The sequence below is a fragment of the Actinomycetospora sp. CA-084318 genome, from assembly GCF_050955885.1.
In the GTDB taxonomy this organism is placed as follows: domain Bacteria; phylum Actinomycetota; class Actinomycetes; order Mycobacteriales; family Pseudonocardiaceae; genus Actinomycetospora.
In genome coordinates, this window is sequence record NZ_CP192098.1 from 3,017,853 (window position 1) to 3,039,021 (window position 21,169).

Here is a 21,169-nt window from a genome sequence, read left to right on the forward strand (position 1 = left end):
CACAGGGGGGTGCGCCCCCTCCCGGGACGACCCGGCCGCGGTCGAGGCTCACCGCCGTGCGCACCCTGGGACGCCGCGGGCCGGCGCCCGAGTGGGTCGTCGCGCTGGTGGTGGCCGCCGCGAGCGCCGTGCCGATCCTGTGGAACGTCGGCTCCTCGCCCGACACCATGTTCGACGAGGTCTCCTACGTCATGGCGATGCGGAACATCGCGCTCGGCGGGGACTACACCTGGTCGAACCAGCCCGTCTTCGTCCACCCGCCGCTGTCGTTCGTGCTCCAGGCGGGCTGGCAGTGGCTGTGGGGCCTCGCCGACGCCGACCTCGAGACCTCCGTGCGCGGCGCCCGGGTGTTCGCGGGGCTCGCGACCGTCGGCATCGTCGTGCTCACCGCCCTGATCGCCCGGCGCCTCATGACGGCGGCCACGCCCCGGCACCGCGCCGTGCTCACCGTGGTGATCGTCGCGCTCGCCGCCACCGACCCGATCATGCTGCGCTACCTGCGGATGGCGATCATCGAGCCGTTCGCGGTGGGCCTGTCGCTGCTCGTGCTCTACCTCGCGATGCGCCTCGACGCCCGCCGGCCCGCCGTGTACGTCCCGCTGATCGGCACCCTGACCGGCCTCGCGCTCCTGACGAAGGAGATGTCGGTCTTCCTCGTCGCCACCCCGCTCGTGGCCGCCGTCCTCGCCCGCGACCTGACCCGCGCGAAGCGGGCGCTCGGCGCCCTCGCGGTGGGCGGCGTGGTGTGGCTGGCCTTCCCGGCCTGGGCGGTCGGGCTCGGCCTTGCCCGGGAATTCGCCGACGAGAAGCTGCTGCTGTTCTACCGGCTGCTCGGCATCGTCCAGACCACGGGCTGGAACCGCCCCGGCTTCTCCTCGCGCTCGCTGCTCGAGGCGACCGCGATCGCCGGGCGCGACTACGGCACGTCCTACCTCGTGCTGCTCGGCGGCGGCCTCGCGCTCGTCTGGCTGCTCCTGCGCGTTCCCGACGGCGGGTCGCGGTGGCTGCTGGCCTGGCTGCTCACCAGCTACGGCTTCGGCGGCTACATGGTCGCGTTCGGCAGCCTCAACGAGCACCTGTTCGTCTACCTCGTGCCCGCCGCCGTCGTCGGCACGGTGCTCGTCGGCGACGCGCTCGTCGCCCGGGCCCGTCCGGCCCGCGCGGTCGCCCTGGGGCTCGTCGTCGTCGCGGTCGGCTTCTCGCTCGGTGGCTGGGTCCGCAACGACGTCGTCGACGGCGACGGCGTCTTCCGCTCGGCGGCGTACCTGCGCGACACCCGCGCGGCCTGCGACGTCGTCAACGGCATCGGCGACTCCGGCAAGTGGGCGCCGCTGCTGCCCGGCCGCGAGCTCACCGACTTCGGCACCGGGCAGGCCGCGGCGAGCCACGGCGTGCACCTGTTCTTCGTCTCCGGCAAGGACCCCGCGGTCGGGAACGCGCTCCCGGAACTCCCCGCCTGGATCACCGCGCACGGCACGCGGCTCGCGAGCTTCCCGAGCGCCACCTACGGCGGCCTCGAGCTCTGGGAGGTGCCCGCCGACCCGTTCGACCCGCTCGCCGACGTCGAACCGACGCGGGACGGCGTGTTCGTGACGACGGTCGGGTCCCGCTGCGGCGGTTACCCGGTCCTCGGCGCGCTGGCCGCCCGGTGGGAGGAGCGCGGCGGCAAGGGCGTGCTCGGTCCGCCCCGCGGCTCCGCGTCCGGGACGACGCAGGTGTTCGCCGGGGCCGTCCTCACCGACGCGGGCGCCCGCCCGGTCGTCCGCGAGCTCGCCGCCACCGACCCCGCCGCGTACGCCGCGGCGGGCCTGCCCCCGGTCACCTCCCCCGGCGGCCTCGACGACGGCGCCCTCACCGACCCCGCGATCCGCGCCGCCTACCTGCGGGCGCCGGAGGGCACACCCGGGGCCTTCACCTCGGCCGCGAACCGCCTCGGGGCCCCGCTCGGGCTCCCAACGACGAATCCGGACGGGTCGGTCTCCCAGGCCTTCGCCGCCGTCGTCCTCACCCGGGCCGCGGGGTCCGACGTCGTCCGCGCGGCGCCGGTCGGCGACCTCGCGGTGCGCGCCGGCCTGGTGCCCCTGCCCGCGGAGTCCACCGTCCCCGTGGCCCCGCCGCCGCTGGCCGGGGAGACGGCCCCCGACCGGCCGTCGGGCCTGCGCGGCTTCGCCGGGGCCCTGCTGGTCCTGCTCGTGGGCGTGGCCGGGGTGCCCGCCGTCGTCGTCCTCGCCCGCCGGCGCACGCCCGGCGCGCCGCCGCACCACCACCACAGGGAGCAGCCATGAGCCCGCCCGCCCTCGGGGTCGTCGCCCGCCCGTCGCGCCGCACGGTGCTGCTGCGGGTGGCGGTGCTCGCGGTCCTCGCCGTCCTCGTCGTCGTCGTGAAGGCCGGTGGGCTGCTGTCGTCGCCTCCGCCGGAGGCGCCCCCGATGCCCGGCGGCGCGGTCGTCGTGCCCGGGGTGCTGCGGGCGACGGCACCGGGGGAGTCCGACCTGGTGCTGCTGCGTGACACGTTCGGCGTCCGCACGGTCGTCGCGGTCACCCGGGCGGGCGTCGAGGAACAGGCGACCGCGCGCGCTCTCGGCCTGCGGCTCGTGGAGCTCGCGGTCGGCGCCGACGGCGTGCCCACCCCGGCTCAGGTCGCGACCGTCCTCGGGCTGCCCGGCCCGGTGTTCCTGCACGACGACACCGGCGACGGTGTCGTGGCCGTCCTCGCGGGGATGGTGCAGCTCGTCCGCGGGGTCCCCGCGGCCGACGTCGCCGCCCGGCTGACCCCGGCGGAGACCGGTCGGCTCACCCCCGAGCAGCGCCGCGCGCTGGCCGACGTGGCCGGCGCCGTCGACGGGTCGCGCCCCGGGAGCCCCTACGCCGTGCTGCGGGGGCGGTGATGCGCCCGCTGCTCGCCGGGCTCCTCGCCGGCTGCCTGCTCGTCGGGTGCGGGGCGTCGGTGACGCCCACCGCCGCCGTTGTCGGGACGCCGACAGCGGGCACGCTGCTCTCGGTCGTCGAGCACTCGCCGGCCGAGGCGGCCGCCGGCGTGCGGGCCGCCATGGTCGAGCTGTCGTGGTCGCGGATCGAGCCCGCGCCCGGCCGGTTCGACGACGCGGCGCTGCGCGCGTTGCGCGCCGACGTCGACGCGCTGCGCCGGGACGGGCGGACGGTCGCGCTCGGGCTCGGGCTGCACGACACCCCCGACTGGGTCCTGGCCCTCCCCGACGCCCGCCTCGTCGACGCGTCCGGCGTCGCCTCGCCGTACGCCGCGCTCGTGTTCGACCAGCGGCTGCGTGAGCTCGCGGAGGCCTACCTCGCGCGCGTCGCCGCCGTGGTCGACCTGCGCGCGGTCGACTCGGTGCGGCTCGGCGCGGGCGGTCTCGGGGAGGTCCTCTATCCCGACGGCGGGTGGTGGGCGTTCGACCGCAACGCGCAGAACGGGCCGGACCGGCCGCCCTCCCTGCCGCCCAACCCGGCGCCGGGCTGGGTGCCGGGTTCCGGTGGCCTGCCCGACGACGGCGTCCGCGCGTGGGCCGACTGGTACGTCGGGGCGCTCGCCGACGTGGTGCGCTGGCAGATGACGACGCTGTCCGGCCTGGGGTTCGGCGGCTCGTTCGAGGTGCTGACACCCGGCGTCGGCGTGGTGCCCGCGGCGTACGACGACGCGGTGGCGCGGGGTCTGCCCGAGGGCCGCCTCGGCACGGGCGCGGCCTGGGCCGCGCTGTACGCGGCGCTGCCGCGCGACGGGCGGGTGGTCGCCTCGGTGACGTCGGTGGCCGACGGGTCCGGCGACGACGATCCCTGCACGCCCGACGACCGGTCCGTGGCGCTGGACGACCCCGCCGTCGCGGGATGGTCGGCGACCCGGTGGATCACGCGGGTGGCCGGCGAGCACGGCCTGGCCGTGACCGGCGAGAACCCCGGCCACGGCGCGTCGGCGGACCTCGACGCCGCCTACCGCGACCCCTCGGAGCAGGGGATGGCCGCCACGGCGTGGCGGCAGGCGCGCTCGTGCGGGCTGCGCACGCTCTCCTGGGCCCACGACCGGCAGCTCTGGGACGGGACGCTGCCGTTCGCGGCGTTCGCCGACCGGGCGCGGGGGTGAGTCAGGACGACCAGTAGGTCTCGGGGGCCCGCGGGATCACGCCGGACGGGAAGAGCGCGTCGACCTGCGTGCGGTACCCGCGGACCAGGGCGTCCTTGCGGTCGAGCCCCTCGTCGACGACGGACGGCCGCAACCCCTCGCGGCGCACGAAGGCCGGGTCCGGCGCGTGCGTGAGCGAGTACGGGAAGTCGGCGTAGTAGACGACCGGCCCGGGCCAGGTCGGGCCGAGGTCGCGGGTGATCAGGTGGTCGACGTGGCGGCCGACGCCGAGCGGGGCGAGCAGGAGGTCGATCCCGGGGGCGCGGGCGACGAGGTCCGCGGCGAGCGCGGCGCGCAGCGCCCGGTCGCCCCGGGAGACCCGGCCGCGGGCGATGTCGAGGCGGTAGGTCGGGTACCGGTGCGCCAGCTCGGGCAGTACGCGACCGACGGCGTCGGGGACGGCGCGACGCCGGAACAGGGCGTCGACGTGCCCGGCGTGCTCGGCGCGCGCGTCGAGCCGGTCCACCACCTCCCGGTCCTCCGCGCGGCGCGCGGCGAACAGGGAGGCGGCGTCCGGGTGGGCGCACTGGCGCAGGAAGGAGCGGGCGGCCCGGGTGTGCGGCCCGGGCGAGCACGCGGTGAACAGGGTGAGCACGGTGATCTCGCTGCCGGTGAGCGTCGAGAGCAGGCCGCCGCAGGAGAGCACCCCGTCGTCGAGGTGCGGGGACAGCACGAGGACCCGGGCGCCGCCGCGGCGGGCGTCGTCGAGCGGCGCGGGGAGCATCAGGCGGCCCGGTCGGGGGCGTGCAGCAGTCCGGCCGCGCGGAGGCGGGCGGCGACGAACTGGTCGGCCAGCGGCAGGCCGTCGACGAGGATGCGCCCGGCCACGACCGTCCCACGGCCGGCGGCGATCGCCGCGAGGACGGCCCGGTCCCGGGCGGACAGGGCGGCGGCGGGGGTGGTGAGGGTGGCGGTCACGGTGGGCTCCTCGGGGGCGTCGCCGGGTCGGCGGGTGGGGTCGTCGGTGATGAGGAGAAGCCTGACGGCCGTCGGGGTTGCGCCGCGGTGGTGCGGACCCTCCGACCAGGGGGGGTCAACCCCCCAGCAGGAGGACCACCCCCGTGGCGAGCGCGGTCAGGACCAGCACGACCACGACGACGAGCAGCACCGTGCGGCGTCGTCCGCCCGCGCCCGCGGCCGGGGCCGGAGCGGGAGGAGCAGGTGGGTAGGGGCCCGACGGACCCGGTGGTCGCGGTGGCCCCGGTGGGTACGGGCCGGGCGGGCCCGGGCGGAACGGCCCGGTCGGCGGACCCGGGCGGACGGGGCCCGCGAACGGAGACGGCCCGGGCACCCGGAACGGCCCTGTCCCTGCGATCGGGCGCCCGGGTCCGGGCGGCGCCGGACGGGTCGGGGCGCCGGGGGTCGTCCGGACGGTCGTCGTCCGCGCATCCTCGATGGCCGGGCGCAGCGGGGTGAGCGTGGTCCGCCCGTCCTCGACCGCGGTCGGGGTCGCGACGGCGGGTCGGGCCGCGCCGAGCCGCACGGCGCCGAGCGCGACGACGTGGTCGGGGCGGGCCTCCACCACGACGGGCGCGGCCACCGCGGAGCGGACCGCCCGCACCAGCAGCGGCACCCGGGCCGACCCGCCGATCACGAGCACCGCGACCGGAGCGGGGGCGCCGTCAGCGCTGTCAGCGCCGTCCAGGGCCTGCTGCAGCGTCGCCACCGCCCGCTGGACCACCGGCGCGATCCGCTCCTCGAACGCCGCGCGGCGCACGGGCACGTCGACGTGGCGTCCGGGCAGCAGCAGCGGCACCGCGACCTCGTCGTCGACCGAGAGCGCCTCCTTCGCGGCCACGCAGTCCGCGCGGAAGCGGGCGAGGGTCGGTCCGGACGACGGGTCCTCCGGGTCGAGGTCGGCCAGCAACCCGCCGGCGCTCTCGTCGACCAGCGCGGCGAGGGCCTCGTCGAGGTCGTCGCCGCCGAGCCGCTCCACGGCGACGGGGACCCCGAGCACCGCGCCGCCGGCCACGACCGCCGCCTCGCACGACGTGCCGCCGACGTCGAGCACCGCCACCGGCCCCTCCGGGAGCCCGCGGACGGCCCCGACCTGGCGGACCGCGGCCTCCGGGTCGCTCACGGTGTGCGCGTCGGTGACCCCGGCCGACGCCGCGACGTCGTCGAGCAGACCGCGGCGGTAGGGCCCCCAGGACGCGGGATGGGTGAGCACGACCCGGTCGGGCCGCCCGCCGCGGGCCGCGACGGCCCGGTCGACCGCGCCCCGCAGCAGGGCGGCCAGCAGGTCGGTGGGGGAGGCGCCCTCCCCGCCGAGCAGGACCGGCGTCGGGTCCCCGAGGCGGCGGCGGACCGCGCGGGCGACCCGGTCCGGGTCGCCCACCGCCCGGCGCAGCGCCGCGTCGCCGGTGACCAGGGCCCCGTCGGTGCGCCGGGCCACCACGGCGGGCGCGAGCAGGGCGGCGTCGCCCAGGGCCACCGCGTCCGCCCGGTCGCCGTCCCCGGCGGCGGCCGCGACCGTCGTCGTCCCGAGGTCCACACCCAGGACGTAGGACACGGCCGCTCCCCGGAGGACACTGATGACGAGCACGGATCGTAACCGGGGATGGTGCGGACGGGCGAGTACTTCGGGCACGATGCGCGGATGCGCCACGCATCGTCACGTGCCGGCCGGGTCAAGGGGGCCGTCCCTACGATCTACGGGGATCCGCCCCCTGCCGCGGCCCTGCGCCCGCGCCCCAGACTCGCGGCCATGACGACGGCGGACGACCCCACCCGCCGTCCGGAGGTGCGCCGGGAGCACTGGGCGCGCCGCCGACGGCTCGAGCGCCGCCTGCACGACGGCGCGGCGGTGCGGATCTCCTCCCTCGCGCTGCGCCTCGGGGTGCTCGACGTGCCGCGGGAGCAGATCGAGGCGCTGCAGGACGAGGTGGCGGCCGCGCTCGACGAACTGCGCGCCGTCGCCGCCGGGATCTACCCGCCGCTCCTGCACGAGGCCGGGCTCGGGCCGGCCCTGCTCGAGCGGGTCCGGGCCACCGGGGCCGACGTGGCGCTCGACGTCGCCGACGACCGCTGCGGCCCGGCGGCCGAGGGCGCCGCGTACTTCGCGCTGGTCGAGGTGCTCGCCGCCGCCCCGGGCCCGCTCGCCGTCACCGTCGGTCGGGAGGACGCCACCCTCGTCGTCGTGGTCGCCGGCGCCGATCCGGCGCTCGCCGCCGTGTTCGCCGACGAGGCCGGGCCGCTCGGCGGGGACGTCGCCGTCACGTCGTCGCAGATCGTCGGGAGGTTCCCGTGCGGGTAGCACTGGCCGAGGACGGCGCCCTGTTCCGGCAGGGCCTGGTGATGCTGCTGGAGGCGGCCGGGCACGAGGTGGTCGCCGTCGAACCCGGGGGCGACGAGCTCCTCCGGGCGCTCGCCGGCCGGCCCGTGGACGTGGCCGTGCTGGACATCCGCATGCCGCCCGAGCCCGACGGCGGGCTGGTCACGGCCGAGCGGCTGCGCGCGAGCCACCCGGACACCGGCCTGCTGTTCCTCTCCCACTACGCCGAGTCGCACTACCTCGTGCGCATCCTCGAGATCGGCACCGAGCGGATCGGCTACCGGCTCAAGGAGAAGGTCGGCAGCGTCGACGTCCTGTCCGACACGCTGACCCGCATCGTCGAGGGCGAGATCGTCATCGAGCCGGTGCTCGCCCGGCGGCTCGTCGAGAAGCCGCGCACCGACCGCGCGAACGTGGTGGCGGCGCTCTCCGAGCGCGAGCGCGACGTGGTCCGGCTGATGGCCGAGGGCCGCTCGAACGGGGCGATCGCGGGCGAGCTGTTCGTCAGCGGCAAGGCGGTGGAGAAGCACATCGCGAGCATCTTCGACAAGTTCGGGCTGCACGCCGACGCGACCGAGAGCAACCGGCGCGTGCTGGCGGTGCTCACCTACCTGCGCTCGCAGCAGGGCGAGCGGTCGTGACGCCGGGCGCGCTGCGCGCCCTCGCCGTCGCCGGGGTCGTCGCGATCTGCCTCCTGCTCGCGGTGGTGGCCGGCGAGCTCGTGCTCGGCCCGGCCGGCCCGGTGCTCGCGCCGTTCGCCGGGGTCGCGCTCGCGGCCGCGGTGCTCGCCGGCACCGGGCTCGCCCGGCCGGGCGCCGAGCGGTCGGCCGACGTCGGACGGTCCGCGGTCCTCGCCGCCGCGACCGGGGACGTCGGGTCGCTCCCGGCGCTCGCCCGGGTGCTGGAGGAGGGCACCCGCGCCCCGCACGCCGACGTGTGGCTGGCGGGCGGCGACGGCCTCGTCGGGCGCACCGGCGAGCGGGTCGCGGACCTCGCGACGCTGCTCGCCCGCCCCGACGTCGACCACGCCCACCCGGTCCTCGACCGGCCGGTCGGCTCGACCGGGCCGGAACTGCGCGCGGTGCTGACGGTCGGCAAGCCCGGCCGCCCGGTCACGGCGGCCGACCGCGCCCTGGTCGCCGACGTCGCCGACGCCACCACCCTGCTCGTCCGGGGCCTGGCCCGCGGCGAGGAGCTCCGTGGCCGGGTGGCGCGGGTCGCCGAGCTCGCCCACCAGACCGAGGAGTCCCGGCGCCGCCTCGGCCACGCGCGGGAGGTGGAGCGGCGGCGGCTCGCCGGTGAGCTGGCGGAGGCCACCGGCGGCCGGCTCGCCGCGCTGCGCCGGGCCGTCGAGGACACCGGCGAGGTGCTCGACGACGGGCTGGCGCCGGACGCCGACGACGCCGACCGCGACGAGGCCGCCGGGCTGGCCCGCCACCACCTCGACGGCGCCCGTACCCGGCTCGAGGAGCTCCTCGACCGGTTCCGGGTGATCGCCCGCGGCGTGCACCCGGCGGTGCTGCGCGACGAGGGCCTGCGGGCCGCCCTGGAGGAGGTGGTGGCCGACCTGCCCCGCCCGGTCCACCTCGCCGGCCGCTGGGCCGAGCGGCTGCCGTGGGAGGTGGAGTCCGGGCTGTACTACGCCGCCGTCGCGGTGCTCGCCGCCGTCCCCGGCGACGCCCCGCTCGAGGTGACCCTGGGTCGGGCGGGCGACCGGGCGACCGTGGCGGTGACGCTCCCGCCGGGGGAGGGCACGCCGGATCCCGCGGCCGTCGCCGACGGGCTCGCCGCGGAGGCCGACCGGCTCACGGGCCTCGGCGGGGCGCTCGACGTCGACGCCGGCGGCCTGCGCGCCTGGCTCCCCGTCGAGCTGGCCCCGGCGGCCGGATGAGCACGGTCGGGACGGTGCACGGCCGATCGCCCGCGCGGGTCGCGTACTGGGTGGTGCTCGGCGTCGTCACCGCGATGACCCTGGTCTGGCTGGCCGTGGGCGCGGCCGTCGCGGTCTCGGGCGCGACCGGGCCGGGGGCGCTGAACGAGCCGCCCGGGCAGGCGGTCGTGGACTACCTGGCGAGCGGGGTGGCCCTCGTCGTCGCCGGGATCCTGCTGCGCCTCGGCGGCCCCGCGTGGCCGACCCGGCTGCTCGCCCTCGCGATGGTCGGGACGGCGGGCGCGTTCAACCTCCAGGCGCACGCGGCCACCTCCGCGGTCCGCGCGGTGACCGGGGTGGAGATCGGCGAGCTCCACCAGGTGCTGCTCCACGGCATCGCGGGCGCGGCGTACGCGGGGGCGCTGCTGACGTTCGTCGACGGATCCGCGCGGCGGCGGTCCCGGGTGCTCGTGCCGGTGGTGGCGGCGGTCCTGTTCCTCGCGGGCCTCGGGACGGCCCTGCTGCCGCACACCGTGAGCTGCGTGGTGTTCTTCGGCTTCGGGGTGCCGCTGCTCGGCCTCGCCGCGGTCGGGCCCGCCGTGCGCCGCGGCCCGGACCCGGAGGCCCGCGCACGAGCCCGGCTGCTCACGAGCGTGCTGGCCGCCGCGCTCGGGGCGGCCCTGGTGCTCGCGGTGCTGACGCTCGTGCTGGCCCTGCTCGACCGCCCGGGGCTGACGATCGACGACCCCACCGCCCGCCACGGCGGGGCGGGCGCCGGTCTGCCGCTCGCCCTGCTGTTCTGGTTCGCCCGGCTGACCGCGGCCGTCGTCGCGCTCGCCGTGCTGGCGGCGCGGCGGGCCCGCTCGGCGGAGCGGCTGCTGCACCGCGGCCTCGCGGCCCTGCTCACGGTGGTCGCGCTCGGCGGGCTCGCGGTGCTGCTCGCGACCCTGGTGTCCGCGCTGCTGGGCCGCGCCACCGGCGGGACGGTCACCGGGTGGGTCGCCGCCACCGCCGTCGTCGCCGCGCTGTGGCTCCCGGCCGGGCGGGCGGCCGACCGGCTCGCCGAGCGTCTCCTCTACGGCGACCGGGCCACGCCGGCCGGGGTCCTCGCCACCCTCGGCGCCTCCACCCGCGGCGACGCGCCGCTCGACGCGGTGCCCGAGGCCGTCGGGCGGGCCCTCGGCGCGCGGGCCGTGCGGTTGACCGTGCACCGCGACGGTCTGCGTGACCGCGTGCTGACCTGGCGCGAGCCCGGGGCCGGCGAGGAGGAGGTCCGGTTCGGGATCCACCACGGCGGGCGCGAGATCGGTGCGCTCGCCGTCGACGCCGAGGCGCTCGCCGGGAGCGATCGCGCGCGGCTCGTCGCGGAGGTCGCCGACGGCCTCGGCGGGGTCCTCGCGGCGCACCGGCTCGAGATCGAACTGGAACGCCAGCTCCGGGCCGGGATCGCGCACGCCGAGCGGATCGCCGCCGCCCGGCGGCGCCTCGTCGCGGAGACCGACGCCGAGCGGCGCGGCCTGGAACGCGACCTGCACGACGGCGCCCAGCACCACCTGGTCTCGCTGCGGCTCACCCTCGGCCTGGTCGAGCACCTCGTCGGCGCGGGCCGGCTCGCCGACGCCCGGGCCCGGCTCGACGTGCTCCTCGACCAGCTCGACACCGCCGCGTCGGTGCTCGACGAGACCGCGAGCGGCGTCTCGTCGGCGGCGGTGGCGCGGCTCGGGCTCGTCGCGGCCCTCGAGGCCGACCTCGCCGGGGACCCGACGGTCACCCTCACCGCGGACGGCGTCGCCCGGTACGACCCGGAGGTGGAGGCCGCCGCGTACTTCGTCTGCCTGGAGGCGGTGAACAACGCGCGCAAGCACGCGGGCGGTGCGCCCGTGCGGGTCCGGCTCACCGGCCGGCCCGCCGTCCTGCACCTCGAGGTCGCCGACGACGGCCCGGGGTTCACCGTGCGCCACGACGGCCCGGGGCGGGGGCTGCGCAACCTCGACGCCCGCCTGTCCCGCGTCGGCGGGCAGGTGCGGGTCACGTCCGCCCCGGGGGAGGGCACGACGATCCGGGCGGAGCTGCCGGTGGCCGCCGCCCCGGCGGAGCGGGAGCCGGAGCAGGCGCCGGCCGCACCCGCCGTCGGGGCCCCCGGCCTGGTGGCGGCGCTGGTCGAGGGGGCGGGAACGGGGGCGCGGGACGCCGCGCGGGAGCGGGTCGCGGCCGGGGCCCGGGCGCTCGTCGCGCAGGTCGCGCCACCGCCGACGCGCACCGCCCCGGAGGTCGCCGACACCCGGCTGCTCGCCGTCGTCCCCGGCCTCGTCGCCGGCCCCCGGACCTCCGGCGGGATCGTCGGTCCGCCCCTGCCCGACGCCGGGTCCGGGCTCTTCGACGCGACCCAGGCCCTGCTGCGCCGGGCCGTCGACCAGGTCCCGGTCGGCGATCCGGGCGCGGCGGCGGTGACCGACCTCGCGGCCGTCGTCGTCGCCCCGTGGCGCTACGGGGTGACCGGGCCGACCCCGTCCGACGCCGCCGCCGTCGCGGCCGCGGTGGCCGGGGTGGTGGAGCGACCCGCCGTCGTCGTGGACCTCGCCGCCCGGGCGGCCCTGGGGCCGCTCACCGCGGACGAGCTCGTCGACGCGCTCGTGCTGCTCGCCGAGGACGACTCCGGCACGCGGGTGCCGGACTGGTTGGCCGACGTCCCGTCCGTCGCGGCCCGGGTGGTGCCCGCGGTGTCGGTGTCGGTCGAGGACCCGCTCACCGGTGTCGTCCGCGTGGCCCTGCCGGGGCCCGGCGCCCTCGGGGGACGCAACGTCGGCCGGCTCGCGACGACGCTGGTCGCCCGCTGCCGGCCGCGGGCGGCGCGCCGCCGGGCGGCGGCGGCCCTGGACGCGGCCGACCGGCTCGTGGCCGCGGCGCCCGGCCGCCCCTGGACGCGGTGGCTCGCCGTCGAGCTCGACCGGGTGCGGTCGTCGGGCGCCCGCGAGCTCGCCGAGGCGGCGCTCGCCGACGACCTCGACACCGGGCGGGTGGAGCTCCCGGGCGGACGGCGGGAGGCGGCGGTCCGTCTGCTCGCCGGCGGCGACCCCGCGCTGCGGCTCGGGGCGGACGCGGGCACGGACCCGGTCGAACTCGCCCGGCTCGCCCGGGAGCAGCGGGCGGGGTGGGCGCGCCTGGCCGGGCACCCGGGCACGGGCCGCGCGGTGCGCGAGGCCGCCACGGTGCTGGCCGCGGCGTGCGAGGGGGTGCTGGGGACGGTGGCCGGGCGCTAGTTCGCGCGGTCGGCCAGCTCCGCGCGCCACTCCGCGGTGCGGGGCCGGTAGGCGGCCGCGCACACCACCGGGTGTTCGTCGAGCATCCGCTCGAAGGCGGGGACGGTGTCCGCGACCTCGTGCGGGACGCAGTGCGTGGAGAGCTCGACGCGCTCCCGGCCGCTCGGGAAGCGGAAGTGCTCCAGGTCGGCGCGCCGCAGGCCCCAGCGGGCGGCGGCGACCTTCACGCGGCTGACCACGAGCGGGCCGTGCACCCGCAGGTCGCGCAGCCGGCGCTCGTCGACGGCACCGTCGCCGCCCCGGCAGGCCCAGGCCCGCTGGGCGGGGGAGAGCAGTTCGGCGCCGGCGCCCGCCCCCTCGATCACCCTTGCGGCCACCCGCGGGTCGACCTCGCCGCGCACCTCGACGTCGAGCCACAGGCCCCCGGGCACGACGTCGAGCTCCACCCGGCCCCCGCGCGGCGTGCCGCACCGCGCCGAGGACCCCGCCCGGCGGGCGGACACGGCGAGGTCGTACCGGCCGCGGGTGCGGCGGCGCAGCCGCACCTCCACCCCGGCGCGCAGCAGGTCGAGCGCGGGGGTGTCCACGAGGTAGCTGCGGCGGGTGCTCCACGTCGGCGCGGCGCGTCCGGTGAGCACCTCGGCGACCGGCCCGGCCGGACCGGCCAGGAGGGTCTTCAGCTCGACCGAGTCGGCGAGGCCCTGCGCGGCCGTCAACTCCGACAGGGCCTCCGGCATCCCGAACCTGGCCACGGTCCTCCCGCCGGCAGAGGTGGCGACGGTCCGCGTCGACCCGTCGGGCGTCGACTCTAGGGCCTCTCCCGGGCCGCGATAAGAGGCGCGCCGTGATCGAGATCCGACGCGCCGTCCACGATCCACTTGCCGTCGACCGGTGCGGTATCTATGGTCGGAAGTGGCTCAGCACACACCGCTCGGCGACTGATCATGTGCAGTCGTCGCCGTCCGTGGCGTGTCCTGCCGCCCAACGGCCGACGTCGTCGGCCGAGCGGTCGATCAGACCGTGGCGGCTTCGTGTGCGCACTTCCCGGGACCCTGCGCAGGCACACGGCCGGCGAGCCGGGTCCGACCCGGCCCGCCCCGCTCGACGCCGCCCACTCCGACGCGCTCTCCGGCGCGCGGAGTCCAGTGCAGTCGTGAACGAGGAGGGGACGGCCGATGACGGCCACGGCAGACGATCGAGCTGACGTGCTCCACAAGGCGGGACTGGACGGCCAGAACCGCACCACGCTGGGACGGATGCTCGGTACCGGCGACGTCGGCTACGCGGAGGAGGGCGACGACGGCGTCATGCGCGCCACGGTCACCATCCCCGAGGACCAGCTGATCTTCAGCCCGAGCATCATCGTGTTCCCGCACGGTGGGGACATCGAGCTCACGATCATCAACGACGACAAGAACACCCACTGCGCGCTCCTGCCGCACAACGGTGACCCGAAGATCATCTGGTTGGTCAACCACTCCAAGGGCACCGCGCGGCTCAACCTCGACGGTCCCGGGGCGTACTGGTACGGCTCGACCACCGGCAACGACGAGGGCCGCGGCCTGACCGCCGCCCTGGTCATGGGGGGCGAGGTCCCCGACTCGGCCAAGCTCGACCGTCCGCCGCAGCCCCGTCCCTGAGCGTCCGCACCCGAGAGGAGCACACGATGACCGACTACGTTGACGCCGGCGAAGCCGTCGCGCACCGCACGCTCTCCAACGTCAAGGGCGAGGCGCCCGCGACGCGCAACGTCGACTACGAGCGCATCCAGGGTGCCCGGTCGGAGCCGGAGAACTGGCTCACGTACTACGGCACCTACGACGGACAGCGCTACTCGACGCTGAACCAGATCACCAAGGACAACGTCCGCAAGCTGGTGCCGGCCTGGGTGTTCCAGGCGGGCTCGACCGGTATGCACTCGGGCGCGTCCACGTACTCCTTCGAGGCCACCCCGCTCGTCGTCGACGGCGTCATGTACGTCTCCGGCCCCGACGGCAAGGTCTGGGCGATCGACCCGAAGACCGGCGAGGAGCTGTGGCGCTACAAGCACGCGTCGCCGTTCGACACCTCGCTGTGCTGCGGCAACGTCAACCGCGGCGTCGCCGTGGGCCACGGCAAGGTGTACATGTACACCCTGAACGCCCACCTCATCGCGCTCGACGCGACGACCGGCGAGAAGGTCTGGGACACCACCAACGGTGACGTCCGCGCCGGCGAGAGCGGCTCGGCCGCCCCGCTGATCGTCAAGGACATGGTCGTCGTGGGTAGCGCCGGCGGCGAGTTCGGCGTCCGCGGCCACCTCGACGCCTTCGACGCGCAGACCGGTGAGCGGCGCTGGCGCTGCTACACGGTGCCGAAGCCGGGCGAGCCCGGCTCCGAGACGTGGCCGGAGGACGGCGAGGCCTGGCAGCGCGGTGGCGCGAACTGCTGGATCACCCCGACCTACGACCCCGAGCTCGAGCTGCTCTTCCAGGGCACGGGCAACCCGGCGCCGGACTTCGACGGCGGCGTGCGTCCCGGGGACAACCTCTACACCGACTCGGTCGTGGCGATCGACGTGAACAGCGGCGAGATCCGCTGGCACTACCAGTTCACCCCGCACGACCTGTGGGACTACGACTCGACGATGGAGAACCTGCTCTTCGACGCACCGGACGGGCGCAAGCTGCTCGCCCACGCGGACAAGAACGGCTACTTCTTCGTCATCGACCGCACCAACGGCGAGCTCGTGCGGGTCTTCCCCTTCGTCGACCGCATCACCTGGGGCGAGATCAGCCCCGACGGCAAGGTGACGCCGAAGATCTACCCCGACGAGGAGGGCGTCCCCGTCCACTTCTGGCCCGGCCCGGCCGGTGGCAAGGAGTGGACGCACATGTCCTACAACCCCGAGACCGGGCTGATCTACATCCCGGTCCAGGAGGTCGGCGCGACCGCCACCCGGCGTCGTCGGGAGTTCAAGGAGTCGATCCCCTACTGGGGCGCCGGCGTGGCCGTCGACCTCGACGACCACTACGGCTTCGTGTCGGCGGTCGACCCGCTGACCGGCGAGGAGAAGTGGCGCTGGAACCACGAGTACCCGATGTGCGCGTCGAACGTGTCGACCGCGGGCGGGCTCGTCTTCCAGGGCACGCCGAGCGGCGAGTTCGTGGCCCTCGACGCGCAGACCGGCGAGAAGCTGTGGCAGTTCCAGTGCGGCAGCGGCCACCACTCGAGCCCGATCACCTTCGAGGTCGACGGGCGCCAGTACGTGGCCGTGCCGACCGGCTGGGGCGGCTGGGTCGAGGGCTTCCTGCCCGGTCTGCTCGGCGCCGCCGCGGGTGACGCGCTGTTCTGTTTCGCACTGCCCGAGGACTGAGTCCGAGGGACAATAGGCCCTGTCCAATTCAAGGACGCCCGAATTCGAGGAAGGGAGGTCTGACATGACGTGGGAGACCCCGGAGTTCACCGAAATCGGTGTCGCCCCTGAGGTGACGATGTACGTCGCCCAGATGGACGACTGATCTGGTAATGCCGCCAGGGGCGTCGGAGAAATCCGGCGCCCCTGGTCGGCGTGTGGAGCGAGAAACGGGGAACCCGATGAGTGCGCCGCCCGTGGCCAGCAAGTGGATCTGCGAGATGTGCGGGCTCATCTATGATCCGGAGGAGGGTGACCCCGACAGCGGCATCCCGCCCGGGACGCCCTTCGAGGACATTCCCGACGACTGGATGTGCCCGATCTGCGGCGCCGAGAAGGCGGATTTCCGCGAGGTGCAACCGGGAGAGGATCTCGATCTATGATCACCGGGTACGGCCACTTCGTCCAACTCGCCGAATCGCTGCAGTGGGACGAGAAGGCCATCGATCTCACCGGCGACGTCGAGGCGTGGGGCAAGCTCGAGGACGACGAGCGCGAACGCGTGCTCGGCCTGATCGCCGGGTTCTGCGTGGGGGAGATGTCGGTCGCGACCCACCTCGGGTCGTTCGAGGACCGTGCGACCACCGACGACCAGATGGCCGGCTGCTTCCGCGCCCAGGCGCGCGACGAGGCCCGGCACGCGCGCTTCTTCGACCGCGTCGCCGGCGAGGTGGTCGGCATCCCCGGCGAGAGCCTCGCCGACCGGCTGGAGACCCTGCGCGACCGGGTGAGCCCGGAGCTGCTCGAGCTGTTCGAGGAGCGCCTGCCCACCCTCGCCGCGGACCTCGCCGCCGGGGAGAAGGACCTCACCGCGGCGGTGAGCCTCTACCACATGATCCTGGAGGGCGTGGTGCTCACGGCGGGCCAGCACGCGCTGCTCGCCGCCCTGGACCGGTGCTCGGTGAGCATGCCCGGGGTGCACAAGGGCATGGAACTGGTGCTGCGCGACGAGCGCTGGCACATCGGCTTCGGCTCCCGGGTGATCCAGAGCGCCGACGTCGTCTCCGACGAGATGGAGGAGCTGCTCCAACAGGGCATGAAGGCCGCGAACGCGTGGGGCGAGCTCATCGACCGTCAGGACATCGAGAAGGTGGAGCAGCTGCACAAGCGCCGCCTGAAGTCCGTCGGGATCAAGTTCTGGTGAAGGTCCGCGTCCTCGGGTCGTCCGCCGGCGGCGGACTCCCGCAGTGGAACTGTTCCTGTGCCGGCTGCACGGCCGCCCGGGCGGGCCTCGTGGAGCCGCGCACCCAGTCGTCCATCGCGGTCGGCGACGAGGATCGGTGGTTCCTGGTCAACGCCTCGCCCGACGTCCGCCAGCAGCTCACGGCGGCGGTCGACCTGCACCCGGGCAGCACGCGGCGCAGCCCGGTCGAGGCGATCCTGCTGACCGACGCGGAGATCGACCACACGCTCGGCCTGCTCATCCTGCGGGAGGGTTCGGGGGTGACGGTGCACGCCACGGCCGCCTCGGAGGCGGTGCTGCGCGAGGGGACGGGCTTCCTGACGACGCTGGAGGCCTACTGCCCCGTCGAGGTGGTGCCCGTGGCGATCGGCGTCGAGCACGCGCTCACCGACGACCTGACCTACTCCGCGTTCGACCTGCCCACGGGGAAGACGCCGCGCTTCCCGACCTCCGGGCCGGAGGAGGGCCGCGTCGTCGGCTACCGCTTCCACGACCGCCGGACCGGCGGCGTCGTCGTCTACGCCCCCGGCGTGGCCGATCTCGCGCCGCTGCGCGCGGCGTGCGGCGGCGCCGACGTGCTGCTCGTCGACGGGACCTGCTTCCACGACGACGAGCTCGTCCGGCTCGGGCTCGGCCGCAAGACCGCGGCCGACATGGGCCACGTCGCGCTCGAGCGCTCGCTGGACGCGTTCGCCGACCTCGGCGTGCCGCGCGTGGTGCTCGTGCACGTGAACAACTCGAACCCGATCCTCCTGCCCGGGGCCGCGGAGGGCCTCGTCGTCGGGAAGGCCGGGGTGGAGATCGGGACCGACGGAACGGAGATCTCGGCATGACGGCGCTCGCCGACTCGACGCTGACCGACTCGACGCTGACCGACCGCCTGCGCTCGCAGGCCTCCCGGTACCACGCGGCGCACCCGTTCCACGTGCGCATGAACGACGGTGAGCTGTCCCCGGCCCAGATCCGCGGCTGGGTGGCGAACCGGTTCGCCTACCAGGAGGCCATCCCGATCAAGGACGCGGCGATCCTGTCGAACTGTCCGGACGTCACGGTGCGGCGGCGGTGGATCCGGCGGATCACCGACCACGACGGCGTCGGGGACGACCCGGGCGGCATCGAGGCGTGGCTGCGCCTCGGCGAGGCGTGCGGCGTGCCGCGCGAGGAGATGACCTCGCACGTGCACCTGCGCCCGGGCGTGCGGTTCGCGGTCGACGCCTACATCACCTTCGCGCGGACCAAGCCGTGGCCGATCGCCGTGGCGTCGTCGCTGACCGAGCTGTTCGCGCCCGACCTCATGGCGACCCGGCTCGCCGCGTTCGAGAAGTACTACACCTGGATCGACCCGGCCGGCCTGCAGTACTTCCGCAACCGCCTGCACCAGGCCCCGCGCGACTCCGAGCACGCCCTCGAGGTGGTGCTGGAGCACTGCCGGACCCCGGAGCTCGAGCAGGCCGCCTACGACGCGCTGGCGTTCAAGAACGACGTGCTCTGGTCGATGATGGACGCGATCGACGCGGCGTACCCCTCGTGACGACCCCGGTGTCCGTGACCGGGGTCCCGCGGCTCGGGCGCGGGGTGAAGTTCCGGTACGACAAGGCCCGGGAGCGGCACGTGCTGCTGCTGCCCGAGACCGTCGTCGTCCTCAACGCCACCGGTACCGCGATCCTCGAGCTCTGCGACGGGCGGCGGACCGTGGCCGACATCGTCGACGCGCTGCGCGAGCAGTACGGCGAGGTCCCCGAGGAGCAGGTCGTGGCCTACCTCGCGAAGCTCGCCGAGCGTCGACACCTGGAGATCCTCGATGACTGATGTGGACGGGCCCCTCGGCCTGCTCGCGGAGCTGACCTACCGGTGCCCGCTGGCGTGCGCGTACTGCTCGAATCCGACCGAGCTCGCGGCCTACCGCGAGGAGCTCACCACCGCCGAGTGGCAGCGGGTGATCACCGAGGCCGCGGAGCTGGGGGCGCTGCAGTGCCACCTCTCGGGTGGGGAGCCGCTGCTGCGCCGGGACCTCGTCGACCTGGTGCGGACCGCCTCCGACCAGGGCCTGTACACCAACCTCGTCACGAGCGCCCTCGGCTTCACCCCCGAGCGGGCGGCCGAGCTGCACGACGCCGGGCTCGACCACGTGCAGGTGTCGCTGCAGGCCGACGAGCCGACGCTGTCCGACCGGATCGCGGGCTCGCCGTCGTTCGCGCGCAAGATCGACGCCGCCCGCCGGGTGCGGGAGCTGGGCTGGCCGCTGACGCTCAACGTCGTCCTGCACCGGCAGAACATCGACCGGATCCCGGAGATCCTGGCCGCGGCGGAGGACCTCGAGGCCGACCGCATCGAGCTCGCCAACACCCAGTACTACGGCTGGGCGGCGGTGAACCGGGCGTCGCTCCTGCCCTCGCGCGAGCAGCTGGCGGCCGCCGAGGTGGTGGTCCGCGAGGCCAAGGAGCGGCTGCGCGGGCGCATGGAGATCATCTACGTGATCCCGGACTACTACGCGACCTACCCGAAGCCGTGCATGGGCGGCTGGGGTGCCCGCCAGCTCGTCGTCGTGCCGAACGGCAACGCCCTGCCCTGCCTCGCCGCGCACGACCTGCCGCTGCCGGCCGCGAACGTGCGCGAGCACGACCTGTCCTGGATCTGGCGGGACTCGCCGATGTTCTCGGCCTACCGCGGCACGGACTGGATGCAGGACCCGTGCCGCTCGTGCTCGCGCCGGGAGGTCGACCTCGGGGGCTGCCGCTGCCAGGCGTTCGCCCTCACCGGGGACGCCACCCGCACCGACCCGGTCTGCCACCTCGCGCCCGACCACGGCATCGTCGAGGCCGCCGTGGCCGAGGCGAACGAGGAGTCCCGCCCGGTCGAACTGCCGCTGGTGGCGCGCCCGCACGCATAGGTGGCCTTCGGCCCTGTGAGCACTAATCCGTGCCCTGGCACGGATGAGTACTCACGGGCGCGCAGCGCACCTCTCAGTCGTCCATCGGCACGCCGCCGAACGCCACGAGGCTCACCACGAAGTAGGCGACGTACAGGACGAGCAGCACGATGCCGTGCCAGCGGCGCAGCCGGCCGGTGGCGAGGAAGCCCGCCGCGATCGCCGTCATGACGATGAGCACGGGCAGGTGCCACGCCACCACGTCCTCGTCGACGGCGATGGCCCCGCCGGTGAGCAGGATGATGCCGAGCTTGCCGGTCACCGAGAAGACGACGCTGCCGATCACGTTGGCGACCGCGATCTCCGGTGCGCCCCGGCGCTGCGGCTCGGCGGTGAGGAAGATGTCCTCGAGCGAGAGGGCCAGCGTCGCGATCGTGACGCCGAAGACGGTGCCCTCGATCCCGAGGGTCTCGATGACGCCCTCGGTGGCCTGCCCGGCGGCGACGGCGCCGATGACGAGGCCGATCAGGGCGAGGACCGCAAGCCCCAGCCCGACCCCGGGGGAGTGCGAGCGGGCCTTGAGGAAGCCCTGGTCGATCCGCAGGTCGGGCGGCAGCGTGAAGTGGTGACCGCCGTCGGCCGGCGGCCCGTCGGGGAGCGCGACCGACCCGCCGCCGCCCACCCCGGCGCCGACCTTCTCGAGCTGCTCGTAGACCTCGGCGTTGCGGAAGACCGGCTTGCGGGCCGCGTACTCGCGCCAGGCGACGAAGCCCACGAACGCCACGAACGCGGCCAGCAGCACGATCCCGGACGCCACGGTGAAGAACCCGGTGAGGGCGAACGCGAGCATGACGATCGGCGCGAGCACGAACAGGACGAGATAGCTGCGCGGCACCTCGACCTCGCAGGGCGCGACGATGGCGGAGATCGCGAGCACGATCCCCGTCATCGCCACGGTCGTCCCGATCACCGTCCCGAGGGCGACGTTGCTCAGGTCCTCGAGATTGAGCACGATCCCGAACGCGAGGTCGTCGAACTCGATGCCCGTGAAGATCACCGCGATGAGGAACAGCGAGATCGTCCAGCGACTCGCCACCCCGACGAGGTAACCGATCAACTTCTCGGCGCTGAAGACCAGCACCGCGATGCCGATCACGAACAACAAGATCGATTCCATACCGGTGC

General features: G+C 75.8%; 21 protein-coding genes. 16 read left to right on the top strand and 5 right to left on the bottom strand.

What is annotated here, in order from left to right; translation table 11 throughout:
- Positions 1–56 precede the first annotated feature (56 nt).
- From ACQPYX_RS14655 to ACQPYX_RS14665, 3 genes are read left to right on the top strand one after another with little or no spacing between them, the layout of a single operon-like run.
- A complete protein-coding gene (locus tag ACQPYX_RS14655) occupies positions 57–2,285 on the top strand; it encodes an ArnT family glycosyltransferase (protein WP_433803613.1) in 2,229 nt (742 codons plus the stop codon).
- A complete protein-coding gene (locus tag ACQPYX_RS14660) occupies positions 2,282–2,887 on the top strand; it encodes a hypothetical protein (RefSeq protein ID WP_433803614.1) in 606 nt (201 codons plus the stop codon). Before ACQPYX_RS14655 ends, ACQPYX_RS14660 begins: the two co-directional genes overlap by 4 nt.
- Positions 2,887–4,095 (top strand): hypothetical protein, encoded by a 1,209-nt coding sequence (locus ACQPYX_RS14665; RefSeq protein WP_433803615.1) that lies wholly within the window; start codon positions 2,887–2,889, stop codon positions 4,093–4,095. Before ACQPYX_RS14660 ends, ACQPYX_RS14665 begins: the two co-directional genes overlap by 1 nt.
- Before the next feature lies 1 nt (position 4,096).
- On the opposite strand, the gene ACQPYX_RS14670 is transcribed toward ACQPYX_RS14665, so the two are convergent.
- From ACQPYX_RS14670 to ACQPYX_RS14680, 3 genes are all read right to left on the bottom strand, one after another.
- Positions 4,097–4,858, bottom strand: coding sequence for a PIG-L deacetylase family protein (locus ACQPYX_RS14670; RefSeq protein ID WP_433803616.1), 762 nt, complete (start codon positions 4,856–4,858; stop codon positions 4,097–4,099).
- Entirely contained in the window at positions 4,858–5,052 is a 195-nt protein-coding gene (locus ACQPYX_RS14675) for a hypothetical protein (RefSeq protein ID WP_433803617.1), read from the bottom strand. Before ACQPYX_RS14675 ends, ACQPYX_RS14670 begins: the two co-directional genes overlap by 1 nt.
- A 115-nt stretch (positions 5,053–5,167) precedes the next feature.
- On the bottom strand, positions 5,168–6,646 hold the full coding sequence (locus ACQPYX_RS14680; RefSeq protein WP_433803618.1) for an Hsp70 family protein: 1,479 nt from the start codon (positions 6,644–6,646) through the stop codon (positions 5,168–5,170).
- Between the two features lie 195 nt (positions 6,647–6,841).
- On the opposite strand from ACQPYX_RS14680, the gene ACQPYX_RS14685 reads away from it, so the two are divergent.
- Genes ACQPYX_RS14685 through ACQPYX_RS14700 form a run of 4 tightly spaced genes read left to right on the top strand, consistent with a single transcriptional unit; the run spans position 6,842 to position 12,538 of the window.
- Positions 6,842–7,390 carry a histidine kinase gene (locus ACQPYX_RS14685; RefSeq protein ID WP_433803619.1) on the top strand — a complete coding sequence of 183 codons (549 nt, stop codon included), beginning with the start codon at positions 6,842–6,844 and terminating at the stop codon, positions 7,388–7,390.
- Entirely contained in the window at positions 7,381–8,049 is a 669-nt protein-coding gene (locus ACQPYX_RS14690; protein WP_433803620.1) for a response regulator transcription factor, read from the top strand. Before ACQPYX_RS14685 ends, ACQPYX_RS14690 begins: the two co-directional genes overlap by 10 nt.
- Entirely contained in the window at positions 8,046–9,299 is a 1,254-nt protein-coding gene (locus ACQPYX_RS14695) for a hypothetical protein (RefSeq protein ID WP_433803621.1), read from the top strand. Before ACQPYX_RS14690 ends, ACQPYX_RS14695 begins: the two co-directional genes overlap by 4 nt.
- Positions 9,296–12,538, top strand: a complete 3,243-nt coding sequence (locus ACQPYX_RS14700; protein WP_433803622.1) for a sensor histidine kinase — start codon at positions 9,296–9,298, stop codon at positions 12,536–12,538. The genes ACQPYX_RS14695 and ACQPYX_RS14700 overlap by 4 nt, the downstream gene beginning before the upstream one ends.
- Here ACQPYX_RS14700 and ACQPYX_RS14705 read toward each other — a convergent pair.
- Positions 12,535–13,290 (bottom strand): hypothetical protein, encoded by a 756-nt coding sequence (locus tag ACQPYX_RS14705; RefSeq protein WP_433803623.1) that lies wholly within the window; start codon positions 13,288–13,290, stop codon positions 12,535–12,537. The two genes, ACQPYX_RS14700 and ACQPYX_RS14705, sit on opposite strands and share 4 nt — an antisense overlap.
- Positions 13,291–13,713: 423 nt before the next feature.
- On the opposite strand from ACQPYX_RS14705, the gene ACQPYX_RS14710 reads away from it, so the two are divergent.
- The 9 genes from ACQPYX_RS14710 (at position 13,714) to pqqE (ending at position 20,005) form a co-directional block, all read left to right on the top strand.
- Positions 13,714–14,178, top strand: coding sequence for an MSMEG_3727 family PQQ-associated protein (locus ACQPYX_RS14710; protein WP_433803624.1), 465 nt, complete (start codon positions 13,714–13,716; stop codon positions 14,176–14,178).
- Positions 14,179–14,204: 26 nt separating this feature from the next.
- Positions 14,205–15,893 (top strand): PQQ-dependent dehydrogenase, methanol/ethanol family, encoded by a 1,689-nt coding sequence (locus tag ACQPYX_RS14715; RefSeq protein WP_230753357.1) that lies wholly within the window; start codon positions 14,205–14,207, stop codon positions 15,891–15,893.
- Positions 15,894–15,957: 64 nt separating this feature from the next.
- Entirely contained in the window at positions 15,958–16,038 is an 81-nt protein-coding gene (gene pqqA, locus ACQPYX_RS14720) for a pyrroloquinoline quinone precursor peptide PqqA (protein ID WP_179797660.1), read from the top strand.
- A gap of 91 nt (positions 16,039–16,129) precedes the next feature.
- Positions 16,130–16,315 (top strand): rubredoxin, encoded by a 186-nt coding sequence (gene rd, locus ACQPYX_RS14725; protein ID WP_343054021.1) that lies wholly within the window; start codon positions 16,130–16,132, stop codon positions 16,313–16,315.
- Positions 16,312–17,076 (top strand): ribonucleotide-diphosphate reductase subunit beta, encoded by a 765-nt coding sequence (locus tag ACQPYX_RS14730; protein ID WP_433803625.1) that lies wholly within the window; start codon positions 16,312–16,314, stop codon positions 17,074–17,076. The genes rd and ACQPYX_RS14730 overlap by 4 nt, the downstream gene beginning before the upstream one ends.
- Entirely contained in the window at positions 17,073–17,948 is an 876-nt protein-coding gene (gene pqqB / locus ACQPYX_RS14735; RefSeq protein ID WP_433803626.1) for a pyrroloquinoline quinone biosynthesis protein PqqB, read from the top strand. The genes ACQPYX_RS14730 and pqqB overlap by 4 nt, the downstream gene beginning before the upstream one ends.
- Positions 17,945–18,646: a pyrroloquinoline-quinone synthase PqqC gene (gene pqqC, locus ACQPYX_RS14740; RefSeq protein ID WP_433803627.1), complete on the top strand. Its 702-nt coding sequence runs from the start codon at positions 17,945–17,947 to the stop codon at positions 18,644–18,646. The genes pqqB and pqqC overlap by 4 nt, the downstream gene beginning before the upstream one ends.
- Positions 18,643–18,924, top strand: a complete 282-nt coding sequence (gene pqqD, locus ACQPYX_RS14745; protein WP_433803628.1) for a pyrroloquinoline quinone biosynthesis peptide chaperone PqqD — start codon at positions 18,643–18,645, stop codon at positions 18,922–18,924. The genes pqqC and pqqD overlap by 4 nt, the downstream gene beginning before the upstream one ends.
- Positions 18,917–20,005, top strand: a complete 1,089-nt coding sequence (gene pqqE, locus ACQPYX_RS14750) for a pyrroloquinoline quinone biosynthesis protein PqqE (RefSeq protein ID WP_433803629.1) — start codon at positions 18,917–18,919, stop codon at positions 20,003–20,005. The genes pqqD and pqqE overlap by 8 nt, the downstream gene beginning before the upstream one ends.
- A gap of 73 nt (positions 20,006–20,078) precedes the next feature.
- Here the strand turns inward: pqqE and ACQPYX_RS14755 are convergent, their stop codons facing one another.
- On the bottom strand, positions 20,079–21,161 hold the full coding sequence (locus ACQPYX_RS14755) for a sodium:calcium antiporter (RefSeq protein WP_433803630.1): 1,083 nt from the start codon (positions 21,159–21,161) through the stop codon (positions 20,079–20,081).
- Positions 21,162–21,169 lie beyond the last annotated feature (8 nt).